This is a genomic window from Mesorhizobium huakuii, assembly GCF_030160235.1.
Taxonomy (GTDB): Bacteria; Pseudomonadota; Alphaproteobacteria; order Rhizobiales; family Rhizobiaceae; genus Mesorhizobium; species Mesorhizobium huakuii.
In genome coordinates this window covers 140,584-164,265 of the sequence record NZ_BSNY01000051.1, presented here as the reverse complement: position 1 = coordinate 164,265, position 23,682 = coordinate 140,584, and the positions used below count along the sequence as shown (strand labels likewise).

Here is a 23,682-nt window from a genome sequence, read left to right as displayed (position 1 = left end):
GGGAGGGCTCTGCTTGTCCAATTCCGTCAGCGTCGTGAACGAGAATGGCGTCGCCATCGTCACCATCGACAACCCGCCGGTCAACGCGCTGAGTTTCCATGTCCGCGAGCCGCTGATGCAGGCGCTTGTCGACTTGCGCGATGACGCTTCGGTGGCGGCAATCGTGATTGCCTGCGCCGGACGGACCTTCGTCGCGGGTGCCGACATCACCGAATTCGGCAAGCCGGTACGGCAACCCGATCTGCGCGCCGTCGTGGCGATGCTGGAAACCATCGCCAAACCGACCGTCGCCGCGATCCACGGCACCGCGCTCGGCGGCGGGCTGGAACTGGCGCTGGGCTGCCATTTCCGCGTTGCCGACGCCGGCGCCAAGCTCGGCCTGCCCGAGGTCAAACTTGGCCTGCTGCCGGGCGGTGGTGGCACGGTGCGGCTGCCGCGTCTTGTTGGGGCGGCGAAGGCGCTGAAGATGATTGTCTCGGGTTCGCCGATCGGCGCGTCCGAGGCGCATGAAGCCGGTCTGGTCGATGCCATTTTCGAGGGCGATCTGACCACGCATGCCGTGAACTTCGCCCGGGAAATCGCCCGCAAGGGTGGTCCGTTCACGCCGGTGCGCGATCGCGATGAGGATCTCGGGGAAACCGATCTCGTGGCTTTCGATGCCGAGGCGGCGGACCTCGCCAGGAAGGCGCGCGGGCTCGAAGCGCCGGTTGCCTGTGCGCAAGCGGTGCGCAATGCCGTCACGCTGCCCTTCGACGAAGCGTTGGCGGCGGAGCGCGCGCTATTCGCGAAACTCGTCGCCAGCGACCAGTCGCGGGCGCAACGCCACCTGTTCTTCGCCGAACGCGAGGCGGCAAAGCTTCCCGGCAAGGACACGCCCAAGCGCCGGATCGCCCGCGTCGGCGTCATCGGCGCCGGCACCATGGGCGGAGGCATCGCCATGGCCTTCGCCAATGGCGGCTTTCCGGTCACCTTGCTGGAAACCAGCATGGAAGCGTTGCAGCGCGGGCTGGGCATGATCGAGAAGAACTACGCCGTTTCCGTTTCGCGCGGTTCCCTGACCGAAGACGCCAAGCATCAACGGCTCGCCCGGTTCAAGGGCTCGACCGACTATGCCGATCTTGCCGAGTGCGACCTGATCATCGAGGCGGTGTTCGAGGATATGGCGGTGAAGAAGGAGGTTTTCGGCAAGCTGGATGCCGTCGCCAAACCGGGCGCCATCCTTGCCACCAACACGTCCTATCTCGACATCAATGAAATCGCCGGCTCGATCTCGCGGCCGCAGGACGTGCTCGGCCTGCATTTCTTCTCGCCAGCCAATGTCATGAAGCTCTTGGAGATCGTGCGGGCCGACAAGACCGCGCCGGATGCGCTGGCGACCGTCGTCGACCTCGCGCGGCGGATCGGCAAGGTGGCGGTCGTCGTCGGTGTCTGCCATGGCTTCGTCGGCAACCGCATGCTGGCCGCGCGCGGCTCGGAATCGGAAGCGTTGCTGCTCGAGGGTGCGACACCCAGCCAGATCGACAAGGCCTTCACCGAATTCGGCTGGCCGATGGGGCCGTTCCAGATGGGCGATCTCGCCGGGCTCGACATTGGCTGGCGCAACCGCAAGGCGCGCGGCCTGACGGCCGTCATCGCCGATACGCTGTGCGAACAGGGGCGTTTCGGCCAGAAGACCGGCCGGGGTTTCTATCTCTACGAGGCCGGCGCGCGGGCGGGCGTTCCCGATCCCGAGGTCGAGGCACTGATCCGTGAAAAGGCGGCTGAGCGTGGCATCACGCCGCGTGCGATCGGTGCGCAAGAGATCATCGAGCGCACGCTCTATCCCCTGGTCAATGAAGGGGCGAAGATCCTCGAGGAGAAGATCGCGGCCCGTGCTTCGGACATAGATGTCGTCTGGGTCAATGGCTACGGTTTCCCCATCGGCAAGGGTGGCCCGATGTTCTGGGCCGGTCTCGAAGGGGCGGCCAGGATCGTCGAACGGCTCGATCACTGGCACCAGCGGACCGGCAAGGATGTGTTCATGCCGGCCCCGTTGCTGAAGCGGATGGTCGAGACCGGCTCCTGGGACCCCGAGGCGTAAACCTTGTCGAGCCGCGCGGTGTCGCCGCGCGCCATTCCCTCACACGTGCTTGCGGCCGCCGGCCTCGCGGAACCAGCTGTCGGGATAGGGATACCACCAGTCCTGGATCGCCGGCTTGTGGTCGATGATGACCATCTTGGAACGGCGGAAAGCATCGAGACCCTGGCGGCCGAGTGCACGGCCGAGGCCTGAGGCCTTCCAGCCGCCGAACGGCAGGGCGTCATTGTCGATCAGCGGGTTGTTGACCCAGACCATGCCGGCCTCCAGCCGCTCGGCCGCCTCATGCGCTTCGGCGAGATCCGTGGTGAACACCGAGGCGCCGAGCCCGAACGGGCTGTCATTGGCGAGCCGGATCGCCTCGTCGAAATCCCTCACCCGGCAGATGGCGGCGACCGGGCCGAAACACTCTTCGCGCACGATCGCCATATCAGGGGTGACGCCGGTCAGGATCGTCGGTTCGTAGAACCAGCCGGTGTTGTGCGACGGCGGGATGCGTCCACCGGTGACGGCCTTGGCGCCATGGGCAATGGCGTCGTCGACAAGACGCATGACCTTGGCCCGAGCCGCTTCGCTGACCAGCGGACCGATCTCGGTCTTGTCCATGCCGTTGCCGATGCGCAGCGCGCGTGTCCTGTCGGCGAACAGGTCGACGAAGCGGTCATGAACGGCATCGACGACGAAGAAGCGCTCGGCCGAAGTGCAGACCTGGCCGGTGAGATGGAAGGCTGCGGTGACGCTGCCGGCTGCCGCGACCTCGAGCGGGGCATGTTCGCTGATGATCAGCGGATCGCTGCCGCCGGCCTCGATGACGCAAGGCTTCATGCGCTCGGCGCAGGCGACCGCCACCGCCTTGCCGGCGGCGACCGAGCCGGTGAAGGCGACGGCATGGGTGCGGTCGGAAGTGATCAGCGCCTGCGCCGTGGCCGCGCCGCCCGGCAGGCAGGAGACCAGGCCTTCCGGCAGAGAACGGAACACGGTCATGTACTCCAGGGTCGATAGCGTCGTCGCCTCGGCCGGCTTGATGATGCAGGCATTGCCCGCGGCAAGCGATGCCGCGACGGTCCAGCACATCAGCAGGATCGGAAAATTGTACGGCATGATGTGGACGGAGACGCCATAGGGCTCGTAGCGGGCATATTGGAAGGAACCGGTCTGCGTCGTGCCGGCGATCTTGCCGGCATCGTCGCGCGCCATCTCGGCATAGTAGCGGAAGATCGGCGCGCAATTGGCGATCTCGCCGATCGCTTCCGGATAGGGCTTGCCCATCTCGCGCACCATCAGCTCGGCGCAGCGCGTGAAATCGGCCGCCTCGATGGCGTTGGCGACGGCATGCAGATGCCTGGCCCGGCTCTTGGCGTCTAGCTTTTTCCAGGTCGCCTGCGCCTTGGTCGCGGCGGTGAGCGTAGCGTCGATCTCGCCATCGCCGGCCGCGGTGATGGCGCCGACGGTTTCCAGCGTGGCCGGATCGATCACTGCTTTGTTTGCACCGGCCATCGGCCGGTAGTCCGGATTGACGAAGAACGCTGGCCGGTCAGGGGAGAAATGCATGCTGTCCTCCTTGAAGACTGATCGAGAAGGCTCAGCGGATCATGTAGACCTTCTTGATCGTCTCGTGGACGGTGCAGATGCCTTTCCAGTCCTGCGGAAAGAAGGCGGCCGTATCCGGCTCGATTTCGATCACTTCGCCCGATTCGTGCACATAGGTGCAGCGGCCCTCGAGGAAGTGGCAGAACTCGTCGCGCGTGACGTGGCAGTGCCATTTGCCCGGCGTGCAGACCCACAGCCCGCATTCGGAACGGCCTTCCGGCCCCTTGTGGAGCAGCTTGCCCGAGGTGTGGGACTTACCCTCGATCATCGTCGGGATGACGCCCCAGTCGACGAGGTCGGTTACGGCGAGCGGCGATTGCAGGATTGGCGTCGTCATATCGATTTCCTTGAAATGATGCTCACCGGCACATGAAGGCCTTGGTCAGCGTTTGCGTGATGATGGAGATGCCGGTCCAGCCGGCGGGAAAGAAAACCAGCGTGCCGGCCCCGACCGGGATCTCCTCGCCGTTCTCGTGGACGTAGCTGCCGTGGCCCGACAGGAAGTGGCAGAACTCGTCGGCGGCAAAAGTGACCTTGCGGGTGCCCGGCGTGCACGACCACAGGCCGCATTCGCTCGATCCGTCCGGGTTCTGTGACAGGATCCGGCCCGAAGCGCGTGGCGCGCCGGCAAGCGTGTTGCTGCCCGCGCCCCAATCCTCCAGTTCCACCCTCGAGGCGTTCGGCCAGTGCGGTGTCGACATGTTGCGAAGCTCCGTTGCCGTTCAAGCCAGCATGTAGACGTTGCGCATGGTCTCGTGAACGGTGCATTCGCCCGTCCAGCCGGCGGGGAACATGACCACGGTCCCGGCCGAGACTTCTATCACTTCGCCGACATCGGAGCGGTAGGTCGCGCGGCCGGCGACGAAATGGCACAATTCATCGCGCGGGATCGACAGCCGCCAGCGGCCCGGCGTGCAGACCCAGATGCCGGATTCCGGCTGGTTGTTGGGTCCCTTGTGCACCAGCCTGCCGGTGGAATGCGAAGCGCCTTCCATTGCGTCGGGCTGGGCGCCCCAGTCGACGAGATCGGTGCGGGTGGATGCCTGGTGGAGGTGCGGGGCGGACGAGGTCACAGCAGCGCCTCCAGCAAGCCGGCGGCCTTCTCCGGCCCATTCTGCGCGTGCATCTGGGCGGATGTGGTTGCCAGCTTCGCCTTCATCCCGGGATCGGTCAGGCAGGTCTCGATCTTCGCGACCAGCTCGGCATCGCTCCAGTCGTAGCGCGGCATGCCGAAGCCATGGCCGGTTTCCTCGACGCGGGTGGCGTTGTCGTGGCCGTCCCAGACATAGGGCATGATGATCGCCGGCTTGCCGAAATAGAGGCACTCGGTGAACGAGTTGTTGCCCCCATGGTGGATGACAGCATCGACCTGCGGGATGACCGAAGGCTGCGGAAACCAGCTCTCGACGATGACGTTGCCTGGTACGTCGGTGTACTGGTCCTTGTAGCCGCCGACATTGACCAGCGCGCGGTAGCGCGTCTTGCCGATCGTGGCGATGATGCGCTTCAACAGGTCGACGTCACCGGCGCCGAGGCTGCCGAAGGAGACGTAGAGCAGCGGGCCGCCATTGTTCCTGGCGAAGGTCGGCACGGTATAGGGTTTCTCCTGCCGCACACAGCCTTCGAGATACTGGAATTGTCTGGGATCGAGCGGATGGCGGCGCTTGAATTTTGCCGCCTCGGGATAGAGCAGCAAATTCAGATAGGGCGACGCCTCGAAGAACTGGCCGACCGGATAGGCCGCCTCATTGTTGGCCTTGAGGAATGCGTTGAAGTCGTCATGGATCGGCTTGATCACCGCGTTGAAGTGATCGCGGTAGCGCTGGTGGCCGGCATGGTCGTTCTCGCCGCAGCCGGAGAGATGCGGCGGGATGTCCTCGTCCTCGATCTCGTTTTCCGAGCAGGAGATGACGCGCACCCATGGCTTGCCGAACTGCTTGATGGCCGGGAACAGGATGACGTTGTCGACGCAGATGACGTCCGGCTTGATGGCGGCCAGCACGCCCGGCAGATCCTTCTGCGCCCATTTGGCGCTGTCGACGATCGCGGTCCAGCAATCCTTCACATAGTTGTCGACCTGGTCGTAGGGCGATTTGCGGAAATTCGGGATGTGGCCGTTGATGAAGTCTTCCCAGAACTTGGCCATCTGCTCGGGCGGCATCGGTTCGGACAGGTTCACCGGATGTGCCTCGAAACCGTAGCCCCTGTAGACCTCGACGAAGCCGGGATCGGACAGGAATACGGCCTTGTGGCCACGCGCCTCGACCGCCTGGGCGATGCCGACGGAATTGAGCGCCGGGCCATAGGCGGCTTCCGGGAAAAAGGCGATCGTCTTCTGCGCCATCAAGCTTCTCCTATTCTGCGAAAATTCTGACATCGGCGGCATCCCAGCCGAGTTCGACCTGGTCGCCGGACGACACCGGCCGGCGGTCGGCTGCATCCGCGGTGACGCGCACCAGAAACGGTTTGGGCGACAACGGCGTGCGGATATGCAGCTGCAGGTCGAGGCCATGATAGGCCAGCGCCTCGACCGTGCCAGTCGTGCGGTTGGCGGTCTGAGCCTCTGGAAACAGCCGGATGCGCTCGGGTCGCACCGAGGCGACCGCCGATGCGCCAGATGGGAGCGCCGCAGGGACCTTGCCGGTAATGCGCGCGCCATTCGCGGCCGCCACGCCATCGGCTGACGCCTTGCCCGGGATAAAATTCATCACGCCGATGAAGTCGGCGACGAAACGGTCGGCGGGATGCTCGTAGACCGCGTGCGGCGTGTCGCATTGCAGCAGCTTGCCATCCTTGAGCACCGCCATGCGGTCGGCCATCACAAGCGATTCCTCCTGGTCATGGGTGACGATGACGAAAGTGATGCCGACCTCGTGCTGCAGGCGCTTCAATTCCAGTTGCATGGCGCCGCGCAGCTTCTTGTCGAGCGCGCCGAGCGGTTCGTCGAGCAGCAGCAGCCTTGGCCGCTTGACCAGGGCGCGGGCGAGCGCGACGCGCTGTTTCTGGCCGCCCGACAATTGCTCCGGCTTGCGGTCGGCGAAGGGGACGAGCTCGGTCGTCGCCAGGATGGCGTCGACACGGGAGCGGATCTCCTTAGCCGGCAAGCGCTCCATCTCCAGCCCATAGGAGACATTGGCGCGCACGCTCATATGCGGGAACAGCGCGTAGGACTGGAACATCAGGTTGACCGGCCGCTTGTTGGGCGGGGTCCGGGCGATGTCCTTGCCGTCGAGCAGGATGCGGCCGTCGCTCGGCGTCTCGAAACCGGCGAGCATGCGCAAGAGCGTGGTCTTGCCGCAGCCGGAAGGGCCGAGCAGCGCGAAGAACTCGTTCTCCCGGATATCGAGCGAGATGCCGTCGACGGCGGTGATCCGGCCGAAATTCTTCGACACATGATCGATGGCCAGCAGCGTGCGCGGTTCGCTCATTGGCCGATCATTCCCCTGTTAAGCCGCTGCGACAGGGTCAGCGCGGTGATGCTTACGGCCATGACGATGGTCGCCAGCGCGTTGATCTCCGGCGTGATGCCGAAGCGGATCATGGCGTAGATCTGCATCGGCAGCGTGGTCGAGGCACGGCCGGCGCCAGCGGTGAAGAAGGCGATGATGAACTCGTCGACCGACAGCGTGAAGGCGAGCAGGGCGCCGGCGATCACCGCCGGCGCGATGACCGGCAAGGTCACGCGCCGGAAGGTGGTGAGCGCGGAGGCGCCGAGGTCGGCGGAAGCCTCGACGATCGACCAGTCGAAGCTCTTCAGCCGGGCGCGCACCACCGAGCAGACGAAGGCGAGGTTGAAGACGACATGAGCGAGGATGATGGTGTGCAGGCCCATGGTCAGGTTGAGCATGGAAAAGAACGACAGCAACGCGATCGCCAGCACGATGTCGGGAATGATCATCGGCGCGAAGATCAGCGCTTCCAGCCCCTTGCCATATTGCCGGCGCATCTCGACGCCGATCGCCAGCAGCGTGCCGAGCAAGGTCGCGACGGCCGTGGAGATCAGCGCCACGATCAGCGTGTTGAGCGCGGCGGACAGGATCGCGGAATTGTTGGCCAGCGAGGCGTACCATTTCAGCGAGAAGCCGGACCATGCCGTCGGCAATCCGCCTTCGTTGAAGGAGAGCGCCACCAGCACGGCGATCGGGATGTAGAGGAAGGCGAAGACGAGGCCCAGCACAAGCCACAGCGCGCGCCGCGTCGCAGGGGGGCGCTCAGCCATCAGTGCCTCCCGCGGCCTGCGCGGCGCGTCCTGCTGCGCGATTGGCAACCATCGCCTGCGCCATCAGCACCAAAAGCATGATGGCGATCAGCGCCATCGCCAAGGCGGCGCCGAAGGGCCAGTCATTGGCGGTGAGGAACTGGTCGTAGACGAGATTACCGATCATCTGGAAGCGGCCGCCGCCAAGCAGCGCCGGCGTGACGAAATTGCCGATCGACAGCACGAAGACGAAGACCGCGCCGGCGGCGATGCCGGGCAGGGTCAGCGGCAGGATGACACGGCGGAATGTGGTGGCGGCCGAGGCGCCGAGATCGCGTGAGGCTTCGGCGAGTTCGGGGTTGAGCCGCGACAGCGGCGCGTAGCAGGCGAGGATGACGAAGGGCAGGTAGTTGTAGACGAGGCCGGCGATGACCGCGCCTTCGGTATAGAGCATCGATGGTGGTTCGCCGGTGTAGCCGAACCAGCGCAGCAGTTGCGTGATCAGGCCTTCGCGGTTGAGCAGCACGATCCAGGCATAGGTGCGGATCAGATAGTTGGACCAGAACGGCAGCACGGCAAAGAACAGGAACACCGGCTGCCACCGGCGCGGTGCGGCTGCGATGGCGTAGGCGGCGGCATAGCCGATCACCACCGCGATCAGGGTGGCGGTGCCGGCGATGCGCGCAGATTTGAGGAAAATACCGGCATAGAGCGGGTCGAAGACCAGCCCGAAATTCTCCAGCGTGAAGGTGTAGTCGATGCCGCCATAGATGCCGCGCCGAAAGAAGGCGAGCGCCAGCACCAGCGCGCACGGCACCACCATCAGCGCGGTCAACCAGACCAGCGCCGGGGCCATCAGCAGGGAGGAGCGAAGTCGGGTCTGGGACAATTTTAAGGTACCGCTCAGGGCCGGCGGCAGAAGCACCACCGGCCGTGATGTCTGCGCAGCTTATTGTGCGGCCTTGATCTCGCTGACGATCTTGGAATAGTCGCGCTGGGCTTCGCCGACGTCACGCAGCTGCTCGAACTTGACGAGATCGGCCACCGGCATCGCCATGTTGGGGAATTTCGCCAGGAAATCGGCCGGCAGGCTTTCCATCGCTGGCTTGTTCGGCACCTTGTAGTCGATGTTCTGCGCCGCCCAGGCGTGGTTCTTGGCGTCGAGCATGAAGTTGATGAACTTGAAGGCGTCGTCCTTGTGCTCGGAGGCCTTCATCACCACCATCGTGTCGACCCAGAGGTCGGAACCTTCCTTCGGAATGACGTATTTGATCTCCGGCTTTTCGGCGATGCCGTAGTTGCACCAGCCGTCCCACGCCTGCACCATCAGCGCCTCGCCGGAGACCAGCTTGGAATAGAAGGTGGTGTCGTCATAGGCGAGCAAGGTCTTCTTGGCCGAGATCAAGAGGTCCTTGACCTCGGCCATCTTGGCCGGATCGGTCTCGTTGACGGAAAAGCCCTTGTCGAGCTGCCCGGCCGCCAGCAGCCAGCGATCGGTCGCCAGCATGGTGGTCTTGCCCTTCAGCGCGTCTGATGGCGCGAGCAGATCGCTCCAGCTTGTCGGCGCCGTCTTCACCAGGTCCGAGCGGTAGCAGAGGCCGGTCGTGCCCCAGGTGTAGGGCACGGAGAAAGCATTGCCGACATCGTGCGGCAGCTTGGTCGCTTCCGGGTAGAGGTTGGCGAGATTGGGGATCTTGGCGTGATCCATCGGCTCGGTCAGGCCGAGCTTGTTCAGCACTTCAGCGAAGGGCGAGGAGACGAAGACCACGTCATAGCCCTTGCCGCCGGCGGCGATCAGCTTGCCCATGATCTCTTCATTGGTGGCGTGCACCACCACTTCGCCGGAGACGCCGGTGGCGGTCTTGAAGGCGGCCATGGCGTCGGGCGCCATGTAGCCGTCCCAGTTGGAGATGACGAGGTCGGCGGCCATTGCCGGCGCCGACAGCACCATGGCAAGGCCGAGAGCGATTGAAGAGACCGTGAGCGCACGGCGCCGCGGGCTGGTAGCGGTCATGGCAGACTCCCATTCCGGTTGATCGTCGAATTCTGTGCTGGACCGGGCGCGACCCATGCCGCTGCTTTCGATCCTGTTCCCTCGGTCTTTTTATCGCCGATTGCCCTGACAGTACTATTGCAGAAAAAAGTACGTCAATCCATAATTTGTCAACCGACCGAGGAATCTGGCCGATTGCGCTTGTGCCGGCGATCGGCCAAACCAATGCGGTCATATCCGTCCGCCGAGACAAGCCATGCAAGCCGCAGCCCGACGACCTCGCACCAACCATCTCGACCTGGCGCAGCGCATCCTCGATGTGGCGCGCCAGCGCGGCTTCGAACCCGGCGCGCGCCTGCCCGAACAGCAGATCGCTTCGCTGTGCAATGTCTCGCGCACGCCGGTGCGGGCGGCACTCAGCCTGTTGGCTGAGCGCGGCGTCGTGCGCTGGGAGGCGGATACCGGTTATCACCTGGCGGTCGACCTCTCCGCGCAGCCGGCGATATCAGCCGAGCTTCCCAGCGCGGAGGAAGATGAGCTGGCCGAGGCGATCCTGCGCGACCGGTCGGCGCGCAGGCTGGACCAGACGGTGACCGCCGCGGCGCTGATGCGACGCTACAGCTCGGATCGAAAGACGGTACTAAAAGCGCTTAATAAACTGACTGAAGAGAATCTACTGGACCGCGCGCCCGGCCAATCCTGGCTTTTCCGGCGCACCCCCGACGATCCGGAAGCGCAAGGCGAAAGCTATGAGTTCCGACTGCTGCTGGAGCCGGCGGCGATCCTGACGCCGGGCTTCCGGCTGGACGGCGCGCGGGCGGCGGCGTTGCGCCAGGGCATGGACGCTTTGTCGGCGCTGCCGGATGCGGCGTTCGACACGCGCGAGTTCCAGCGGCTGGACATGGATTTTCACGGCATGATCGCCGAGGGCTGCGCCAACCGCTTCGTCGCCGACGCCTTGGCCGATCATCTCCGTCTGCGCCGGCTGCCGGGCATCTATGCCGGGGTCAACGTCTTCCGGCTGCGGCAATCCTTGCTGGAACACCTGAACATACTCGACCATCTCGAAAGCCGGCAGTATGAGGTGGCTGCCGATCTGCTTCGCATCCACCTGCGGCTCTCCCGCAACCAGCGACCGCAAGCGGCCAGCCGCGGGGCGCCCGCCCTGTTCGGCATGATCAGCCGGCCGGAATGAAGAGGATTAATTGACGCGCAAAGCCAGCCCGACCATCGCGCTGTTTCCCGAAGCCAGCTTCGGCGCCGCTTTGAATTGCGTCGGCATCGCGCAGGCCTTGCGGGCGCGGGGCGCCCGGCCCGTCTTCATCTGCCATGCCGGTTTCTCCGGTGTCTTTGCCGACTACGGTTTCCAGGAATACCAGCTGCCGACCGACGAGCCGTTGAGCGACAGCGAGCGCCAGAGCTACTGGCAGGCCTTCGTGCGCCGGCACCTGCCGCATTTCCGGCTGAGCCCGATCGACCAGCTCGAAACCTATGTCGCGCCGACCTGGCAAGCGATCGTCGACACGGCGGTCAATGCCGAGGCGCCGCTGCGGCAATTGCTGGCGCGGCTGAAGCCGGACGCCGTGGTGCTCGACAATGTCATCATGTTCCCGGCGATCGCCGCCGCCGGCTGCCCGTGGGTGCGCGTCGTCTCTTGCGCCGAGACGGAACTGCCCGACGCCGAAGTGCCGCCTTACCTTTCCGGGATGGCCGCCGACGATCCGCAACGCACGGCGTTCGAGGCGCGTTATCTCTCGGCCTCGGCGCCGGCGCATGACCGCTTCAACCGCTTTCGCGCCGATGCCGGCCTGGCGCCATTGCCGAAGGGCCTGTTCCTGGAAAGCTCGCCCGATCTCAATCTGCTGCTGACGCCGTCGATCGTGCGGCGCGAGCGGGCCGAACCGCTCGATCCCGCCCGCTTCGTCTATCTTGAAGGCTGCGTGCGCTCGGAAGGGCCGTTCGAGGTGCCGGTCTTTCCACGCAATGGCGGGCCGCTGGTCTATGTCAGCTTCGGCAGTCTAGGGGCCATGGATGTCGGGCTGATCGAGCGCATGCTTGCCGTCTTCGACAGGCTGCCGGCGCGCTTCATCGTCAATGTCGGCGGCCTGCGCGACGCCTATCGCGCGGTGCCGGACAATGTCTATCTCGACGCCTGGTTCCCGCAGCCCTCGGTGGTGGCTAAGTCGGACCTGTTCATCCATCACGGCGGCAACAACAGCTTTTGCGAGGCGCTGCGCTTCGGCGTGCCGTCGCTGATCATGCCCTATTGCTGGGACGGACACGACAATGCGCGCCGCGCCGAAGAGACCGGCACCGGCGACCATATCGGCCGTGACGGCTGGACCGAAGGAGTATTGGAGAGAGCCATTCTCGGCCTGCTGGCCGACGACGCCATGCGCGCCCGCCTGAGGGACAATGCAGCCCAGATGGCGCTGCAGCCCGGAACGGACGTGGCCGCGCAAGCCATACTCTCTCTGATACGGACTTGACGACATGCTTGATAAGAACACGAAGACCTCTGTCTCCAGCGGCAACGACCCCAGGGCCTGGCTGGCACAGCACGGCATCAACGAGGTCGAGTGCCTGGTGCCCGACATGAACGGCGTGCTGCGCGGCAAGGCGCTGCCGACGGCGAAATTCCTCAAGGCGCTGGAAGACCGCGCCCTCTACCTGCCGAGCAGCGCCTTCCTGGTCAGCATCGACGGCCGCTATTCCGGTTCGATCGACGAGGGCTTTGCCTATTCGGACCCGGATATGCGCATGGTGCCCGATGTTTCGACGCTGTGCCTTGCGCCGGGTGCCGGGGCGGGGAAGGCCTATGTCTTCGCCGACGCCTTCCACATGGACGGCAGGCCATGGATGGCCTCGCCGCGGCATGTGCTGCGCGCCGTGCTCGATCTCTACCGCCAGCGCGGCTGGCGGGCGGTGGTGGCGCCGGAGGTCGAATTCTATCTCACCGCGCCCAACCCCGATCCGGACAGGCCGCTGACCGCCCCGGTCGGCACCAATGGCCGCGCGGAAACTGTGCAGCATCCCTATGACATGGTGGCACTGGAAGAATTCGAGCCGGTGATCCGGCGTGTCTATGACTATGCCGCGGCCGCCGGACTGCCGCTCGACACGCTGATCCATGAATCGGGCACGGCGCAGCTGGAGATCAATCTTCTGCATGGCGACGCGCTGCCGCTGGCCGACCAGGTGCTTTTGTTCAAGCGGCTGACGCGCCAGGCCGCGCAGCAATGCGGCATGCATGCCACCTTCATGGCCAAGCCGATCGCTGCCCAGGCGGGCAGCTCGATGCATCTGCACATGTCCGTCATCGACGAGGCGGGCAATGCTCTGTTTGCCAGCGATGACGATGCCGACACCGAGATGTTCGGCCATTTCATCGGCGGCCTGCAGAAATATGTGCCGGAGATCATGCCGCTGTTCGCGCCCAACGTGAATTCCTTCCGCCGCATAAGGCCGAACCACAGCGCGCCGGCCAACATCGAATGGTCGCACGACAACCGCTCCTGCGGCCTGCGCGTGCCGGCCGGTGGCCGCTCGGCGCGACGGGTGGAGAACCGTTTGCCGGGCGCCGATTCCAATCCCTATCTGGCGATCGCCGGCTCGCTGCTCGCCGGCTATCTTGGCGTCGAGCAGAAACTGGCGCGCTCCGCCGAAGCCACGGGCAATGCCTACAAGATCAAGAGCACGCTGCCGAAAACCATGGAGGAGGCGCTCGACCGCTTCACCGCCTGCGAGCCGGTGCGCACACTGCTCGGCGAGGATTTCTTCCAGACCTATCTGCGCGTCAAGAGCGTCGAGCTCGACCTGTTCCAGAGCGTGGTGACGAGCTGGGAACGCGATCACCTGCTGTTGAAGGTGTGATCATGGCATCTTCAGCAGGTTTCAATTCCGGTCTCGATATCGGCAAATCCTACTATGTCGCCACCGCCAATCCGGCGCCGGACCATCCGGCGCTTGTCGGCGATGTCGAAGCCGACCTGGTCGTCGTCGGCGGCGGCTGCACCGGCCTGTCGGCTGCCCTGCACGCCGCCGAGCGTGGCCTGAAGGTGGTGTTGCTCGAAGGCGGCAAGATCGGCTGGGGCGCGTCGGGCCGCAATGGCGGCCAGATGATCCCCGGTCTGCGCAAGGGCGCCAAGGGCCTGGTCAAGCTTTACGGGCCGGAGCGGGCGAAGGTGCTGTTCGACCTTGCTTTCGAAGCACGCGGCCTGGTGCTCGACATTATCGAGAGCCACGCCATCGACCGCGATCTGAGGCTCACCGGTCATCTGGTCGGCGCCGTCAACGGCTCCGATCTCAAGGATTTGGAGGAAGAGGCCAAGTGCCTCGAAAGCGTGATGAAGTTCCGCGATGTCGAGATACTGTCGGCGGCGGATGCCCGCGCCAAGGTCGACACGCCCTATCACGGCGCGATGTATGAGCCGCTTGGCGGCCACATGCATCCGCTGAACTACACGCTTGGCCTTGCCCGCGCGGCAGCGGCCGCCGGCGTCGTCATCCATGAGAATTCGGTGGCGGTGAAACTGGAGCGCGAGCCTTCGATCCGGGTCTCGACAGCAAAGGGTTCGGTGCGCGCAAGGCATGTCGTGCTGGCGGGCGATGCGCTGCTCCATGGGCTGGAGCCGCGCGTCAACAGCCGCATCATGCCGGTCGGCAACTACATCGTCGCCACCGAGCCGCTGGAAGGCAAACGCAACGTCATCCCGGCCAATGTCGCCGTGTCGGACACACGCTTCGTCGTCAATTACTACCGCATGTCGGCGGATGGTCGGCTGCTGTTCGGTGGCGGCGAGCGCTACACGCCGTCGCCGCCGGCCGACATTGCCGGCTTCGTGCGGCCGCATATGGAAGCCACCTTCCCGCAACTCAAGGGTTGTCGCATCGATCATGCCTGGGGCGGGCTGGTCTCGGTGACGACATCGCGGCTGCCGCATGTCGGGCACTATGGCGAGGTCTATTTCGCGCATGGCTATTCCGGCAAGGGCGTCATCCTGTCGACGCTGTCGGGCAAGCTTTTGGCCGAAGCGATCACCGGCGATGCCTCGCGGCTGGACCTGTTCTCGACGCTGACGCCACTTCCATTCCCCGGCGGCACGGCGCTACGCGGGCCGCTCTATGTGCTGGGCATGCTGTGGTACGCGATGCGCGATCGCATCAAGCATTGAGAGGGCCGGACGCGACTTAGACGACGAAGAAATCCTCGATGCGCTCTCTGGCTCCAAGCAGCGCCGGCAGGATTTCCCGCTCCATCTCCGTGACGGTAAACCGTGCCGATTGTGTCGAGACGTTGATGGCCGCGACCGTGCCGCCAGCGCGGTCGCGGATCGGCACGGCGATCGAGCGCAGGCCGAACTCCAGCTCCTCGTCGACGATGGCAAAGCCGTTCGCCTTGGCCTTGCCGATGGCCTCGGCCAGCAGCCCGATATCGGTGACCGTTTTCGGCGTCCGTCTCTCGATGGTCGCCTGGTGCAGAAATTTGTCGAGTTCCTCCGGCGCCAGGCCGGCGAGCAGCATGCGCCCCATCGAGGTGCAATAGGCGGGCAGCCTGGTGCCGATATCGAGCGAAACGCTGAGGATGCGGCGGCCGGGAATGCGGGCGACATAGACGACATCCTGGCCCGACAGGATCGCCGCCGAGCAGGCCTCGTTGAGCTGCGTGGCGACCGCGCGCATGATCGGCGCGGCGAAGCTCCACAGCGAGCCGCCACCCAGCCATGTGCGGGCGACGGCCAGCAGGCGCGGCGACAGCGAAAAGACACGGCCGTCCTGCGTGGCATAGCCTGCCGCGACAAGGGTGAGCAGGAAGCGGCGGGCGCCGGCCCGGGTCAGGCCGGCTTCCTCGGCCATTTCGGTCAGTGTCATGCCCGAGGGATGCCGGGCGAGGATTTCCATCACCGCAAGGCCGCGCTCGAGCGAGCCGACATGGTCACGGGAAGCAGCCTCAGCGTCCAATCTCATCTCCCGTAAACGGCATTGTCGCCAGGATTGACTCCATGGCTTCGCTCAGCGTAATAAGTTTCGCATACAAAACATAAGTTCGCAATGCGAACTTTTTTGACCGAGAGTCGACACGATGGTCAAGTTCCTGCCGCTCAAACAGGCCGTCGCCGAGAATTTGAATGATGGCGATTCCGTCGCCTTCGAAGGCTTCACCCACCTGATCCCGACAGCCGCCGCGCATGAGGCGATCCGCCAGGGGTTTCGCGACCTGACCCTGATCCGCATGACACCGGACCTGATCTACGACCAGATGATCGGCATGGGCATGGCGAAGAAGATCATCTTCTCCTATGTCGGCAATCCCGGCGTCGGCCTCTTGCGGCGCGCGCGCGATTCCATCGAGAACGGTTTTCCCCGGGCGATCGAGGTCGAGGAGCACAGCCATGCCGGCATGGCCAATGCCTATGAGGCGGGCGCGGCCGGCCTGCCCTGTGCGGTGTTCCGCGGCTATCGCGGTGCCGGCCTTGCGGCGGTCAACCCGAACATCAAGTCGGTCACTTGTCCGTTCACCGGCGAGGTGCTGGCTGCCGTTCCCTCGATCCGGCCTGACGTGACCTTCATCCATGCGCAAAAGGCCGACAAAAAAGGCAATGTGCTGGTCGAGGGCATCATCGGCATCCAGAAGGAGGCCGTTCTGGCGGCCAAGCGCGCCGTGGTGACAGTGGAGGAAGTGGTCGACAATTTCGACGATCTGCACCCCAACCTGACCGTGCTGCCGCGCTGGACGATCGCGGCGATATCGGTCGTGCCCGGCGGTTCGCACCCATCCTATGCGCATGGCTATTATGCGCGCGACAACGCCGCCTATCTCGAATGGGACGAGATCGCCGCCGACCGCGAGAAATTCCAGGCCTGGATGCAGGCAAATGTCTTTGAGAAGAACGCCGGTGACTTTGCCGGACGTGTCGAGCATCTGAGGAAAGCGGCATGAGCGACAATCCGGGCTTCACCCCCAACGAGATGATGACGATCGCTGCCAGCCGCGCGCTGCGGAATGACGACGTCTGCTTCGTCGGCATCGGCGCGCCGTCCGCCGCCTGCAACGTGGCGCGGCTGACGCATGCGCCCGACATCACGCTGATCTACGAGAGCGGCACGATCGGCACGGCGCCCGATGTGCTGCCGCTGTCGATCGGCGATGGCGAATTGTGCGAGACAGCCGTCACCACCGTCGCGGTGCCGGAAATGTTTCGCTATTGGCTGCAGGGAGGCCGCATCTCGATCGGCTTCCTGGGTGCCGCACAGCTCGACAAGTTCGGCAACATCAACACCACGGTCATCGGCGACTATCTCCACCCCAAGACCAGGCTGCCCGGCGGCGGCGGCGCGCCGGAGATCGCGACCTCATCGAAGGAGATCTACATCACCATGGCGCAGAGCAAGCGTGGCATGGTCGAGAAGATCGACTTCTTCACCTCCTTCGGCCATGGCGAGGGCGGCGATCACCGCAAGCGGCTGGGTATCGACACCGCTGGGCCGACACTGCTGATCACCGATCTCGCCATCTGGAAGCCGGATCCGGTGACCAAGGAATTCACGGTCGTGTCGCTGCATCCCGGCGTCACCCGCCAGCAGGTGCAGGAGAGCTGTGGCTGGGTGGTTAAGTTCGCCGAGGCGCTTGACGAAACACCGGCGCCAAGCGAACTCGAACTCACGACATTGCGCGACCTGCAGGCCCGCACCAAGGCGGCGCATGAGGGAACCGGAAAAGCAAAGGCTGCATGACATGGCCGAGGCCTATATTTGCGACTACATCCGCACGCCGATCGGCCGCTTCGGCGGGTCGCTGTCCTCGGTGCGGGCGGACGATCTCGGCGCCATCCCGCTGAAAGCACTCATCGAGCGCAATGCCGGCATCGACTGGCAGGCGGTGGACGACGTCGTCTATGGCTGCGCCAACCAGGCCGGCGAGGACAACCGCAACGTGGCGCGCATGGCGCTGCTGCTGGCCGGCCTGCCCAAGGAAATCCCGGGCTCGACCGTCAATCGCCTGTGTGGTTCGGGCATGGATGCGCTGACCATCGCCGCGCGGGCCATCAAGGCCGGCGAGGCGGAACTGATGATCGCCGGCGGCGTCGAATCGATGAGCCGGGCGCCCTTCGTCATGCCCAAGGCCGACACGGCGTTTTCTCGCAATGCCGAGATTTACGACACGACCATTGGCTGGAGGTTCGTCAACCCGCTGATGAAGAAGCAATATGGCGTCGATTCGATGCCGGAAACCGGCGAGAACGTCGCCGAGGATTTTGCCGTGTCGCGCGCCGACCAGGACGCCTTTGCCGTGCGCAGCCAGGACAAGGCCGTCGCGGCGCAGGTCAATGGAAGGCTGGCCAAGGAGATCACTGAAGTGACCATTCCGCAGCGCAAGGGCGATGCGGTCGTCGTTTCGAAAGACGAACATCCCCGCGCCGGCACCACGGTCGAGGCGTTGGCCAAACTGCCGACGCCGTTCCGCCAGGGTGGCACGGTGACCGCCGGCAATGCCTCCGGCGTCAATGATGGCGCGGCGGCGCTGATCGTTGCCTCGGAAGCGGCTGTCAAAAAATACGGCCTGACGCCGATTGCCCGCATTCTCGGTGGCGCCGCCGCCGGCGTTGCGCCGCGCATCATGGGCATCGGCCCGGCGCCGGCGACGCAGAAACTGTGCGCGCGGCTTGGCCTGACGCCGCAACAGTTCGATGTCATCGAGCTCAACGAGGCCTTTGCCTCGCAAGGCATCGCCGTGCTGCGCCAGCTCGGCATTGCCGAGGATGCCGGGCACGTCAATCCGAATGGCGGCGCCATCGCGCTCGGCCATCCGCTGGGCATGTCGGGCGCGCGTATCTCCGGCACGGCGGCGCTGGAGCTGCGCGAACACGGCGGCCGCTACGCGCTGGCCACCATGTGCATCGGCGTCGGCCAAGGCATCGCCATCGCGCTCGAACGGGCCTGACCGCCGCCTTCCGTTTGGCCAGCGAGAATCAGAGCAGGATTCGGCGCGCCGCCAAATTTGACCATGTGGACAAAAGTCCGGACCCGTTCCATAGTTCCCCGTCTGATTTCTAGAACGGCCGGCTCGACACGGCTGTCAAACAGAGGGGACTGCAATGGAAAACCGGAAGAACAAATTTTCGACGCGCGAAGGGATTTCGCGACGCAACGTATTGGAGCTGGGTGCGCTTGGCTTGGCTGCCGCGATGCTGCCGGGCGCGGCCTTCGCCAAGGACAAGAAACTGAAGGTCGCGGCGATCTTTGCCACGCCGATCGAGGAGCCTTGGGACAACCAGATCCATGTCGCCTTGCAGAAGGCGGAGAAGGAACTCGGCATCGAATACAAATGGTCGGAGAAGGTGCAGACCGCCGACTTCAGCCGCGTCATGCGCGAATATGCGCAGGGCGGCTACCAACTGGTGCTGGGCGACGCCTTCGCCGCCGAGCGTGAATCACGTCGCACCGCCAAACAGTTCCCGAAGACCGCCTGGCTGTTCGGTTCGGGCGCCGGTCCGGCAGAGCCTAATTTCGGCGTCTTCGATAACTGGATCCATGAGCCCGCCTATCTCTCGGGCATGATCGCCGGCAAGATGTCGAAGTCGGGCACGGTCGGCGCCGTCGCGGCGATGGGCATTCCAGAAGTGAACCGGCTGGTCAACGCCTTCTTTGCTGGCGCCAAGGAGGTCAATCCGAACGTCAAGAAGAAGGTCGCCTTCATCGGGTCCTTCTTCGATCCGCCCAAGGCCAAGGAAGCGGCGGTCGCGCAGATCGACGCCGGCGTCGACGTCATCTATGCCGAGCGCTTCGGCGTCATCGAGGCGGCGGTCGAGAAGAAGATCCTCGCCATCTCCAACATGTCGGACCAGTCGAGCCTCGGCCCCGACACGGTCATCACCGGTCCGGTGTGGGACATGTATCCGACGGTCGAACAGGCGATCAAACTGGTCAAGGCCGGCGTCTACACAGCGCAGGACTATGGCGACTTCTCGCGCATGGCCAAGGGCGGTTCGTATCTCGCGCCCTATCACAAGTTCGACAAGACGCTGCCGGCCGAGGTCAAGGATCTGGTCGAGAAGAAGAAGGCCGAGATTCTCGAGGGTAATTTCCGCGTCGACGTGGATGAGAACACGCCGGTTTCGGATTGATGGCTAGTTTTAGGGGGTAATGCGAGGCACCCCCCTCTGTCCTGCAGGGCAGAGGGGGTGCCTCGCGCATCCCCATAAATCAAAGCTGAACCCGTAAGCCATACCGCTCAGGAGTATCTTCGGCCTTGCCCGCCCCACTCATCGAAATGCGCGGCATCACCAAGAGCTTCGGCGCCGTCAAGGCGAACGAGGCTGTCGACCTCAGCGTCGCGCCGGGTGAAATCCTCGGCCTGCTGGGCGAGAACGGCGCCGGCAAGACGACGCTGATGAACGTGCTGTTCGGCGCCTATGCGCCGGATGCCGGGGAAATCCTGGTCCAGGGGCAGCCCGTACGGATCACCAGCTCGGCCGATGCGCTGGCCGCCGGCATCGGCATGGTGCACCAGCACTTTCACCTGGCGCCAAGGCTGACGGTGCTGGAGAACCTTTTGATCGGCATTCCCGGAAAATCGGGGCGGATCGACCGCGCCGGCGGGTTGGCGCGGCTGGCCGAAATCGGCCGCCAGCATGGGCTGACGCTCGATCCCGACCTGCCGGTCTCGGCGCTATCGGTCGGCGAACAGCAGCGGCTCGAAATCGTCAAGGCGCTGTTTCGCGGTGCCAGGCTTCTGATCCTCGACGAGCCGACAGCGGTGCTGGCGCCGAGTGAAGTCGACGGGCTGTTTTCGGCGTTGCGTTCGATGGCGGCACAAGGCCTTGGTATCATCTTCATCTCGCACAAGCTCAACGAAGTGCGGGCGCTCACCCATCGCTGCACGGTGCTGCGGCATGGCCGCGTCGCCGGCCGTGTCGACGATCCGGCCAACACGACATCCGCCGCCATGGCGCAGCTGATGTGCGGCCACGAGATCGTGCCGCCGGCCAGGGGGCCATCGACGCCCGGTGCTGATGTGCTGACATTGGACGGCATTTCCACCTCGAAGCATGCGGGCACGGTGCTGCGCGACGTCTCGCTTGCCGTCCGTGCCGGCGAAATCCTCGGCATTGCCGGCGTGTCGGGCAATGGCCAACGGGCGCTGGCCGAGGTGATCTCCGGCGTGCGCGCGCCTGATGCCGGCCGGATGACGATCGCCGGCCAGACGGTCTCGCGGTTTTCGCCGCGCGAGGTGCAGGCGCTCGGTCTTGGCCGCATCCCGGAAGACCGCATGACGACCGGCCTGGTCACCAATTTGCCGCTTGCAGATTCCATGGTTCTGCCACGCATCGGCACCGCTGCCTTTTCAGCCAAGGGCCTGCTCAAGCCGGATGCGATCCGCGCCTTCGCCGAAGAACAGATCAAGGCCTATGATATCAGATGCCCCGGACCAATGACGCGTGCCGGGGCGCTGTCGGGCGGCAATCTGCAGAAGGCGCTCCTGGCGCGCGAGCTCGCTTTCGATCCGAAAGTCCTGATCGTCTCGCAGCCGACGCGCGGCCTCGACATCGGTGCTGCCCGCTTCATCCACGAAAAGTTCCTCGACATGCGCGCCAAGGGCTGCGGTATCATCGTCATCGGCGAGGATCTGGAAGAACTCCTGGTGCTCTGCGACCGCATCGCGGTGATGTATGAGGGCCGCATCGTCGACACGCTTGGCAGTGCCGAGGCGACGATCGCGCGGCTCGGCCTGCTGATGACCGGGGCGGAGGGCCACAGCTGATGTTTCGCCTGGAAGTTCGCACCTCTACGCCGACCTGGTTCAATCTTGCGCTGCCGTTGGTGGCGATCGCGGCGACGCTTGTGCTGTGCAGCGGCCTGATCGCGCTGGCTGGCGCCGGCGTGCTCGAATCCTACGGCGTCATGTTCACGGCTTCGCTCGGCGACAGCTACGCGATAACCGAAACGCTGGTGCGCGCGGCACCGATGATCTTCACGGGGCTGGCGGTCGCGGTCGCCTTCCGCGCCAAATTCTGGAACATCGGCGCCGAGGGGCAATTGCTGGCCGGTGCGGTCGCGAGCTGCTTTGTCGGCGCGATCCCGATGCCGGGAGCACTCGCCATGCTGCTGATGGCGCTGGCAGGTGCTGCGGCCGGCGCCGCGGTCGCGCTGGTGCCGGCGACGCTGCGGGTCAAATTCAAGGTCGACGATGTCGTCAGCTCGCTGCTGCTCAACTCGGTCATCTACTACGCGCTGATGGCGCTCATCGAAGGGCCGTGGAAGGACAGCTTCAGCGGCTATCCGATCTCGCCGCCGATCGAGGATTCGGCCAATTTCCCGGTGTTGATCGAAGGCACGCGGCTGCATCTCGGCGTCATCGTGGCGCTGATCGCTGCACCCTTGATCTGGTTCCTGATCGCGCGCACGACGCTCGGTTTCCGCATCAGGGTCACCGGCGAGAATCCGGAAGCCGCCCGCTATGGCGGCATCCATGTCGAGCGGGTGCTGCTCTCGACCGCGCTGTTGTCAGGCGCGCTGGCGGGGCTCGCCGGCGTCGGCGAAGTCGGCGGCGTGCATTTCCAGGTGATGAGCGACATTTCGCCGGGCTACGGCTATTCCGGCATCGTCGTCGCCATGCTGGCGCGGCTCAATCCGCTGGGCGTCGTGCCGGCGGCGATCTTCCTGGCTGCCGTGATGACCGGGGCTGAGGCGATGTCGCGCGCGACCGGCGTGCCGGCCTTCCTCAGCGACGTCATCCAAGGCACCGCCTTGCTTGCCATGCTGGTGGCGCTGCTGTTCACCGCCTATCGTGTCCGCCGTGTCGGAGCCGCCACATGAGCGTGGTGCTGGAACAGATATTCCAGGTCGGCTTTTTGGCCGCCATCATCCGCATCGCCACGCCTTTGGCCTTCGCCACGCTCGGCGAAATGTTCTCCGAGCGCGCCGGTGTGCTCAATCTCGGCATCGAAGGCATCATGCTGCTCTGCGCCATGACCGGCTTCACCGCCACCAGCCTTAGCGGCAGCCTGTGGTTCGGTGTCCTGGTGGCGGTGCTGACCGGCATGCTGATGGGCGCGCTGCATGCGCTGTTCACGGTGGCGCTTGGCCTCAGCCAGCATGTCTGCGGCATCGGTGTCACGTTGTTCTCGTCGGGCCTTGCCTATTTCCTCTACCGGCTGATCTTCGGCCAGCAATCGGTGCCGCCTGCCATCAAGGGTTTCCAGACGCTGCCGATCCCGGTTCTCTCGGACATTCCAGTGCTCGGGCCGGCAGTGTTCAACCAGTTCGCGCTGGTCTACATGGCGATTATCGCCATACCGCTCGCTGCCTTCGTGCTTTACCGCACGCCCTGGGGCCTGTCGGTGCGCATGGTCGGCGAGAACCCGCGCGCGGCGGATTCAGCCGGCGTCAGCGTGATTGCCACCCGCTTCCAGGCCGTCATTCTCGGCGGTGCCCTGATGGGTCTGGCAGGCGCCTTCCTGTCGATGGCGCAATTCAATGCCTTCACCTTCGGCGTCGTCTCCGGGCGCGGCTGGGTGGCGATCGCGCTGGTCGTGTTCGGCCGCTGGGACCCGTGGCGTTCAGCGGGTGCCGCGCTGCTGTTCGCCTTCGTCGATGCGCTGCAGCTGCGCATGCAGGCGAGCGGGCTCGGGCATATCCCCTACGAAGCGTTCCTGATGCTGCCCTTCATCTTCACCATCGTCGCCATGGCTGTGATGTCACGCAACGCGGTGGCACCGTCGGCGCTGCTGAAGCCGTTCCGCAGGGAAGAGCGTTAGCAAGGCTTGGTGTCCTTCCTCTCCCCCGATCGACGGGGGAGAGGAAGGGCGCCAGGCTGTCCCTGGG

22 protein-coding genes are annotated in these 23,682 nt (G+C 65.0%); 12 read left to right on the top strand and 10 right to left on the bottom strand.

Features of this window, described 5'->3' with window-relative positions:
• Positions 1-13 precede the first annotated feature (13 nt).
• Positions 14-2,080, top strand: coding sequence for a 3-hydroxyacyl-CoA dehydrogenase NAD-binding domain-containing protein (locus QQK95_RS26430; protein WP_284277336.1), 2,067 nt, complete (start codon positions 14-16; stop codon positions 2,078-2,080).
• Positions 2,081-2,119: 39 nt separating this feature from the next.
• Here QQK95_RS26430 and QQK95_RS26425 read toward each other — a convergent pair whose 3' ends face one another.
• The 9 genes from QQK95_RS26425 to QQK95_RS26385 all read right to left on the bottom strand — a co-directional run bounded on the left by QQK95_RS26425 (position 2,120) and on the right by QQK95_RS26385 (position 9,879).
• Positions 2,120-3,628, bottom strand: a complete 1,509-nt coding sequence (locus tag QQK95_RS26425; protein WP_284277335.1) for an aldehyde dehydrogenase family protein — start codon at positions 3,626-3,628, stop codon at positions 2,120-2,122.
• A 31-nt stretch (positions 3,629-3,659) separates the two neighbouring features.
• The gene (locus QQK95_RS26420) at positions 3,660-4,004 is read right to left on the bottom strand and encodes a cupin domain-containing protein (RefSeq protein ID WP_284277334.1); all 345 of its coding nucleotides are present in this window, start codon (positions 4,002-4,004) and stop codon (positions 3,660-3,662) included.
• 22 nt (positions 4,005-4,026) lie between these two features.
• Positions 4,027-4,368 carry a cupin domain-containing protein gene (locus QQK95_RS26415; RefSeq protein WP_284277332.1) on the bottom strand — a complete coding sequence of 114 codons (342 nt, stop codon included), beginning with the start codon at positions 4,366-4,368 and terminating at the stop codon, positions 4,027-4,029.
• Positions 4,369-4,389: 21 nt separating this feature from the next.
• On the bottom strand, positions 4,390-4,740 hold the full coding sequence (locus tag QQK95_RS26410) for a cupin domain-containing protein (protein ID WP_284277331.1): 351 nt from the start codon (positions 4,738-4,740) through the stop codon (positions 4,390-4,392).
• Positions 4,737-6,011 carry a glycosyltransferase gene (locus QQK95_RS26405; RefSeq protein ID WP_284277330.1) on the bottom strand — a complete coding sequence of 425 codons (1,275 nt, stop codon included), beginning with the start codon at positions 6,009-6,011 and terminating at the stop codon, positions 4,737-4,739. The genes QQK95_RS26410 and QQK95_RS26405 overlap by 4 nt, the downstream gene beginning before the upstream one ends.
• A gap of 10 nt (positions 6,012-6,021) precedes the next feature.
• Positions 6,022-7,095: an ABC transporter ATP-binding protein gene (locus QQK95_RS26400; protein WP_284277329.1), complete on the bottom strand. Its 1,074-nt coding sequence runs from the start codon at positions 7,093-7,095 to the stop codon at positions 6,022-6,024.
• Positions 7,092-7,886 carry an ABC transporter permease gene (locus QQK95_RS26395; RefSeq protein ID WP_284277328.1) on the bottom strand — a complete coding sequence of 265 codons (795 nt, stop codon included), beginning with the start codon at positions 7,884-7,886 and terminating at the stop codon, positions 7,092-7,094. The genes QQK95_RS26400 and QQK95_RS26395 overlap by 4 nt, the downstream gene beginning before the upstream one ends.
• The gene (locus QQK95_RS26390) at positions 7,879-8,721 is read right to left on the bottom strand and encodes an ABC transporter permease (protein WP_284277388.1); all 843 of its coding nucleotides are present in this window, start codon (positions 8,719-8,721) and stop codon (positions 7,879-7,881) included. The genes QQK95_RS26395 and QQK95_RS26390 overlap by 8 nt, the downstream gene beginning before the upstream one ends.
• 93 nt (positions 8,722-8,814) lie before the next feature.
• Positions 8,815-9,879 carry a polyamine ABC transporter substrate-binding protein gene (locus QQK95_RS26385; RefSeq protein WP_284277327.1) on the bottom strand — a complete coding sequence of 355 codons (1,065 nt, stop codon included), beginning with the start codon at positions 9,877-9,879 and terminating at the stop codon, positions 8,815-8,817.
• 235 nt (positions 9,880-10,114) lie between these two features.
• Between QQK95_RS26385 and QQK95_RS26380 the strand changes: the two genes are divergently transcribed.
• Genes QQK95_RS26380 through QQK95_RS26365 form a run of 4 tightly spaced genes read left to right on the top strand, consistent with a single transcriptional unit; the run spans position 10,115 to position 15,032 of the window.
• Positions 10,115-11,053, top strand: coding sequence for a GntR family transcriptional regulator (locus tag QQK95_RS26380; protein WP_284277326.1), 939 nt, complete (start codon positions 10,115-10,117; stop codon positions 11,051-11,053).
• A 10-nt stretch (positions 11,054-11,063) separates the two neighbouring features.
• A complete protein-coding gene (locus QQK95_RS26375; protein ID WP_284277325.1) occupies positions 11,064-12,347 on the top strand; it encodes a glycosyltransferase in 1,284 nt (427 codons plus the stop codon).
• Between the two features lie 4 nt (positions 12,348-12,351).
• A complete protein-coding gene (locus QQK95_RS26370; protein ID WP_284277324.1) occupies positions 12,352-13,731 on the top strand; it encodes a glutamine synthetase family protein in 1,380 nt (459 codons plus the stop codon).
• A 2-nt stretch (positions 13,732-13,733) separates the two neighbouring features.
• Complete coding sequence (locus tag QQK95_RS26365) at positions 13,734-15,032, top strand: NAD(P)/FAD-dependent oxidoreductase (protein WP_284277323.1); 1,299 nt, start codon at positions 13,734-13,736, stop codon at positions 15,030-15,032.
• Between the two features lie 16 nt (positions 15,033-15,048).
• Here the strand turns inward: QQK95_RS26365 and QQK95_RS26360 are convergent, their stop codons facing one another.
• Positions 15,049-15,819, bottom strand: coding sequence for an IclR family transcriptional regulator (locus tag QQK95_RS26360; protein ID WP_284277322.1), 771 nt, complete (start codon positions 15,817-15,819; stop codon positions 15,049-15,051).
• Between the two features lie 121 nt (positions 15,820-15,940).
• Between QQK95_RS26360 and QQK95_RS26355 the strand changes: the two genes are divergently transcribed.
• The 7 genes from QQK95_RS26355 to QQK95_RS26325 all read left to right on the top strand — a co-directional run bounded on the left by QQK95_RS26355 (position 15,941) and on the right by QQK95_RS26325 (position 23,615).
• The gene (locus tag QQK95_RS26355; RefSeq protein ID WP_284277321.1) at positions 15,941-16,798 is read left to right on the top strand and encodes a CoA transferase subunit A; all 858 of its coding nucleotides are present in this window, start codon (positions 15,941-15,943) and stop codon (positions 16,796-16,798) included.
• Complete coding sequence (locus tag QQK95_RS26350; RefSeq protein ID WP_284277319.1) at positions 16,795-17,592, top strand: CoA-transferase subunit beta; 798 nt, start codon at positions 16,795-16,797, stop codon at positions 17,590-17,592. The genes QQK95_RS26355 and QQK95_RS26350 overlap by 4 nt, the downstream gene beginning before the upstream one ends.
• Position 17,593: 1 nt before the next feature.
• Positions 17,594-18,799: a 3-oxoadipyl-CoA thiolase gene (gene pcaF, locus QQK95_RS26345; protein WP_284277318.1), complete on the top strand. Its 1,206-nt coding sequence runs from the start codon at positions 17,594-17,596 to the stop codon at positions 18,797-18,799.
• A 154-nt stretch (positions 18,800-18,953) separates the two neighbouring features.
• The gene (locus QQK95_RS26340) at positions 18,954-19,982 is read left to right on the top strand and encodes a BMP family protein (RefSeq protein ID WP_284277317.1); all 1,029 of its coding nucleotides are present in this window, start codon (positions 18,954-18,956) and stop codon (positions 19,980-19,982) included.
• A gap of 125 nt (positions 19,983-20,107) precedes the next feature.
• Positions 20,108-21,619, top strand: a complete 1,512-nt coding sequence (locus QQK95_RS26335) for an ABC transporter ATP-binding protein (protein ID WP_284277316.1) — start codon at positions 20,108-20,110, stop codon at positions 21,617-21,619.
• Positions 21,619-22,674, top strand: coding sequence for an ABC transporter permease (locus tag QQK95_RS26330; protein ID WP_284277315.1), 1,056 nt, complete (start codon positions 21,619-21,621; stop codon positions 22,672-22,674). The genes QQK95_RS26335 and QQK95_RS26330 overlap by 1 nt, the downstream gene beginning before the upstream one ends.
• A complete protein-coding gene (locus tag QQK95_RS26325; RefSeq protein ID WP_284277314.1) occupies positions 22,671-23,615 on the top strand; it encodes an ABC transporter permease in 945 nt (314 codons plus the stop codon). Before QQK95_RS26330 ends, QQK95_RS26325 begins: the two co-directional genes overlap by 4 nt.
• The last annotated feature ends 67 nt before the right edge of the window (positions 23,616-23,682 follow it).

Coding starts and splice junctions, on each gene's coding strand:
- QQK95_RS26425 (WP_284277335.1), bottom strand. CDS start 3,628: ATGCATTTCTCCCCTGACCGGCCAGCGTTCTTCGTCAATCCGGACTAC.
- QQK95_RS26420 (WP_284277334.1), bottom strand. CDS start 4,004: ATGACGACGCCAATCCTGCAATCGCCGCTCGCCGTAACCGACCTCGTC.
- QQK95_RS26415 (WP_284277332.1), bottom strand. CDS start 4,368: ATGTCGACACCGCACTGGCCGAACGCCTCGAGGGTGGAACTGGAGGAT.
- QQK95_RS26405 (WP_284277330.1), bottom strand. CDS start 6,011: ATGGCGCAGAAGACGATCGCCTTTTTCCCGGAAGCCGCCTATGGCCCG.
- QQK95_RS26400 (WP_284277329.1), bottom strand. CDS start 7,095: ATGAGCGAACCGCGCACGCTGCTGGCCATCGATCATGTGTCGAAGAAT.
- QQK95_RS26395 (WP_284277328.1), bottom strand. CDS start 7,886: ATGGCTGAGCGCCCCCCTGCGACGCGGCGCGCGCTGTGGCTTGTGCTG.
- QQK95_RS26390 (WP_284277388.1), bottom strand. CDS start 8,721: ATGGCCCCGGCGCTGGTCTGGTTGACCGCGCTGATGGTGGTGCCGTGC.
- QQK95_RS26385 (WP_284277327.1), bottom strand. CDS start 9,879: ATGACCGCTACCAGCCCGCGGCGCCGTGCGCTCACGGTCTCTTCAATC.
- QQK95_RS26380 (WP_284277326.1), top strand. CDS start 10,115: ATGCAAGCCGCAGCCCGACGACCTCGCACCAACCATCTCGACCTGGCG.
- QQK95_RS26370 (WP_284277324.1), top strand. CDS start 12,352: ATGCTTGATAAGAACACGAAGACCTCTGTCTCCAGCGGCAACGACCCC.
- QQK95_RS26365 (WP_284277323.1), top strand. CDS start 13,734: ATGGCATCTTCAGCAGGTTTCAATTCCGGTCTCGATATCGGCAAATCC.
- QQK95_RS26355 (WP_284277321.1), top strand. CDS start 15,941: ATGGTCAAGTTCCTGCCGCTCAAACAGGCCGTCGCCGAGAATTTGAAT.
- QQK95_RS26350 (WP_284277319.1), top strand. CDS start 16,795: ATGAGCGACAATCCGGGCTTCACCCCCAACGAGATGATGACGATCGCT.
- pcaF (WP_284277318.1), top strand. CDS start 17,594: ATGGCCGAGGCCTATATTTGCGACTACATCCGCACGCCGATCGGCCGC.
- QQK95_RS26340 (WP_284277317.1), top strand. CDS start 18,954: ATGGAAAACCGGAAGAACAAATTTTCGACGCGCGAAGGGATTTCGCGA.
- QQK95_RS26330 (WP_284277315.1), top strand. CDS start 21,619: ATGTTTCGCCTGGAAGTTCGCACCTCTACGCCGACCTGGTTCAATCTT.
- QQK95_RS26325 (WP_284277314.1), top strand. CDS start 22,671: ATGAGCGTGGTGCTGGAACAGATATTCCAGGTCGGCTTTTTGGCCGCC.